We start from the raw sequence: 4,039 nt of genomic DNA on the forward strand, positions 1-4,039 counted from the left end.
GAAAAGTCTGGAATCGCCATTTCCGCGGTAGCAGGTTGGGTGAATGTGATGGTCGGACCATCGCCGGTCATGCGGTCAAGATCGCGAGAGTTCATGACACGACATTAAAGTGCCGAAAACCAGTCACCGAAGTTCATAAATTGTTTTAATCGGGGTGGCTTACAGGGCTGCGAAGGCGTCGCGCTGCTTTGTCCAGATTGGCGAGAACGCATGCTTTTTCAGCCAGTCCGAAGTCATACCTACTGGTTGTTGCCCTTCGCGCACGGCCCGGATCACATCGGGTGCCAGGAACGCCAGTTCGATCAGCTGTTGCACACGGCGTTTCGAGACGGCTTCGGTTTCGGCAATTTCGGCGAATGTTTTACCGGACCTGACCAGATCAAAATACCGATTTGCATGCGCGATATTGCGCAGCAGTGTCGCATCGATCTCTGCTGGTTCGTCGCCGATGACGAGCTTGGTTTCCACACCGCGCTTGCGATGCTGGAATGGGGATGTGGTTGACAGCAAGTCTTCGTTGATGCGTGCTGTGTCCACCTCGAGCTTTGCAGCGAGGCTTTCAGCGGAAAGCGCGATGCGGATTTCGCCGGGCGCGATGTCGATGCGGTCGACAAGTGCTAAACACAGGCGTTTCGCGTCTGTTGCTGTGTCAGGAGTCGTTGTCTTCAGTTCAGCCAATTTGGTTCCGGTCGCCGCGGTTTCGTCTGCGGCGGCATTAGACAAAATGCCTGCACGCACTTCCGGTTGGTTCAGATGCCGCCGGATCAGATCAGCGACTTTGTCTTCCAACTCTGGTGCCGGCAACCGCCATCCCGATGGGTCGCGCGGCGCGGATCCGCGAACCAGCCGGTGCGACACGTAGTACCGCAGCTTGCGGCCCTTCGCCGTTTTCGAATGGCTTGGCGTGAGGCGATCTCCCGTCTGGTCGAAGATCTTGCCGGCAAGAAGTGAGACAGACGCCTGTGCACCGTTCCTGTTGCGTTTTGTGAATGTCCTGTCTTTGGCTGCATCACGTTGAAGCCGCTCCTGAATGTCGTCCCAGACCTCGGGCGCGATCAGGGGCGGGTGCTGCCCGGGATAGACTTTAGCATGATGCCGGATGCGGCCGGCATAGACCGGGTTGGTCAGGATGTAATGAACGTGGCCATAGCTGAATGCTGCTCCGCCTTTCACCCTGCCCGAGATCAGCGTTCTGACGGGCGTCTTGAGGCCAAGCGCATCAACGGTCTCTTTGACGATACGCGCGTTCCCATGTTTAAGGTAGAGATCAAAGATCGTGCGGATGACATCGGCATCTGGTTCAGCAATCTTCAGCGAACGGCCATCAGCGGCATAACCCAGCGGCACGGTTGCCCCCATCCACAGGCCTTTCTTCTTCGAGGCCGCAATCTTATCGCGGATACGTTCTGCGGTGACTTCCCGCTCGAACTGCGCAAAGCTCAGAAGCATGTTGAGCGTCAGACGCCCCATGCTGGTGGCGGTGTTGAACGACTGGGTGACGGAGACAAACGACGTGTCCGCCGCATCCAGCCGGTCAACCATCTTGGCAAAGTCAGCGAGCGATCGGGTCAGCCTGTCGATCTTGTAGACGAGGATCTGATCGATAGCGCCGCGATCAATGTCGGCAAGCAGTCGTTGGAGCCCGGGCCGTTCCAGCGTGCCGCCGGAGATCCCGCCGTCATCATACCGCTCCGGCAGCAGCACCCAGCCTTCCGCTTTCTGACTTGTAATGTAGGCAGCACAGGCCTCGTATTGCGCATCCAGCGAATTGAACTCCTGCTCCAGCCCCTCTTCCGAGCTCTTGCGAGTGTAGATGGCGCACCGGATCTTTTTCATGTGCCGGGCCCTGCCCGACCGTTCAGAGCAAAGAACCGCGGACCCGACCAGGTCGTGCCGGTGATCTGCAGCGCAATCGCTGAGAGCGATTTAAAGTGTTCGCCATTCATGACGAAGCCGGTATCTCTGACCTCGACCTGATATTTTCGGCCATTCCATTCACGCACAAGCTGCGTACCGGGTTTGATGGGCGGCGCCGGCGGTCTGACCTGCTTGCCACCGGCGGCGGCCTTCAAGGCGCGTTTCACGTCTGTCGTCAGGCCGCCGAAGGCGCGGCTCTGCGCATCACAGATCAGCGCCTTGCGCATGAAGATCATGGACAGGAAATGCGGCGGGGCGTCGCCAAACGCCTCCGCCCAGGCCACACGCAGGGCCGCCCGATCCATCTGGCCGAGCTCCTCCCAGCGCGCACCGATGTCCTCTTTGTCAGTCATCAGGCCGCGTCCGCCGGCTGAGCCGTGATGCGGTAGCTCAGAGGTTTGTCCTCCCCCGCTTTCTCAGCAGAGATCTCGAACCCCGCTTTACGCAGGCCGGTCAGCGCTGCCCGCGTCGAATGCGGCAGCCAGCCGAGCTTTTCGCTGATCGTCGCGACATCCGCCCCAGCCTTACGGGTCAGCATCTGAATCAGTTGCGCTTTCTTGGTTTTGGGTTTGGATTGCGTTGGCATAAGGTCTTCTCCTTTTCTGAAAGGCAGGACCGAAGTGATCCTGCTACTGAGCAGAGCCCGGTGACCCGGGCGGAGAAGGCGGCACCTGGATTCAGGTGCGTCGCAACACTGACAGTACCGCTCTGTTTGGCTCACAAGTCCAGTGGAGTTACGTCCGCTTAACGCAGAAAAGCAGTCATCCGATAGAAAGACTCAGATGACCGGGTCGAGCCCGAAGCAGACAGTTAAAATCATCTTTCACGTACGCCCATCAAGCAGATAGGTTGCTCTGGGTCTGTGTCCCTTGATTTGAATTTCACCGCGCGGTGTTGATCGATAGCGGTCAGGCAATAGTTGCCAAGTATCGGCCGAAATCTGGACTTTATCGGGAATGCCTTCGGATTCCATTCTGCTAGCAACGTTAACGGTGTTTCCCCAAAGATCGTATGAGAACTTTTGTTTGCCGATAACACCTGCGACGACCGCTCCAGAATGCACGCCTATTCGCAGTTTGAGATCAACGTTGTTGTCTCTACGGAACTCGCCAAAAGCTTGCTGCATTGCAAGCGCTAGGTCGGCTATTTTTTCTGCGTGATCGGCGACACTACTGTGCAGGCCTGTGGCGACCATATACGCATCGCCGATCGTCTTGATCTTTTCGGCACCGTGTTCTGCCGCAAGTTTATCGAACCGGGAAAACAGATCGTTCAGCAGCTCCACAAGTTCGTTCGCTGATAATTTACGTGAAATCTCGGTAAAGCCTGCAAGATCAGCAAACAGGACAGACACGCTGTCATGGCTGTCGGCCAAAGGTTTCTCTTGAGCTTTCAGACGTGTCGCGATTTCGGCGGGTAGTATATTGAGCAACAACGCCTCGGACCGGCGCTTTTCATCCTCGAGCAGGCGTTCCAACTGATAGGCTCGCCGGTTAATGACATCAAGTAAATAGGCAAAACCAATCGCAAAACCCACACCTCCACTGGTCCAAGCTAATGCGTTCGAAACCTCAAAGGGCGTACCGCCCGCGAACGACATCGTGAGCAGAGCCACAAGAAGATAGGGCACCATAATGCCAGAAGCCTGAAGTGCTCCATTGGTGATCGCTGGAACAAATATTATTCCTACCAAAAGGCCAGCCACGCCTGCGACAAGCCCTCCGGGTAATTGCGCCAGTATCAGGGGGAACAAGATAGCCACCCCAAGATAGGTGTACATCATGACATACCTCCACAAACTTGGACTAGTACGCACAGCCGGAAGGAAAGAAACACAAATACTTATCGCAAAATGCAGAACTGCCGCCGCGCGATACGGGCCAGTTCGGCCCAACGCATCGGGATCCAGCATCAGATCCCAAAACCCATAACCAATAAAAGCGGTGAGGCCGATGGCGGACCCTAACCTGCCAAGTGGAATGAACCGTTGCAGCATTTTCTGAGCGTAGGCACGCTCTACATCTGGGTCGAACCTTATTGGGAGCCAATTTTCCATGGCAAACTCCACCTTTTCCACACCACAAGACAGAGTAACGGATGGCAGTGTCAAAGTCATTGAGCA

Annotated in this window: 4 protein-coding genes; all 4 read right to left on the reverse strand. The window is 56.3% G+C overall.

Going from position 1 to position 4,039, the window contains the following annotated elements:
• Positions 1-159: 159 nt before the first annotated feature.
• A complete protein-coding gene (locus tag Q0M35_RS17815) occupies positions 160-1,836 on the reverse strand; it encodes a recombinase family protein (protein WP_295317597.1) in 1,677 nt (558 codons plus the stop codon).
• The gene (locus Q0M35_RS17820; protein ID WP_295317598.1) at positions 1,833-2,270 is read right to left on the reverse strand and encodes a DUF2924 domain-containing protein; all 438 of its coding nucleotides are present in this window, start codon (positions 2,268-2,270) and stop codon (positions 1,833-1,835) included. The genes Q0M35_RS17815 and Q0M35_RS17820 overlap by 4 nt, the downstream gene beginning before the upstream one ends.
• Positions 2,270-2,503: a DUF3489 domain-containing protein gene (locus Q0M35_RS17825; protein WP_295317599.1), complete on the reverse strand. Its 234-nt coding sequence runs from the start codon at positions 2,501-2,503 to the stop codon at positions 2,270-2,272. The genes Q0M35_RS17820 and Q0M35_RS17825 overlap by 1 nt, the downstream gene beginning before the upstream one ends.
• Before the next feature lie 237 nt (positions 2,504-2,740).
• Positions 2,741-4,039, reverse strand: a 1,299-nt coding sequence (locus tag Q0M35_RS17830) for an adenylate/guanylate cyclase domain-containing protein (protein ID WP_295317600.1), incomplete at its 5' end; no start/stop codon positions are given.

Source organism: Roseobacter sp. (assembly GCF_024639605.1).
In the GTDB taxonomy this organism is placed as follows: domain Bacteria; phylum Pseudomonadota; class Alphaproteobacteria; order Rhodobacterales; family Rhodobacteraceae; genus Roseobacter.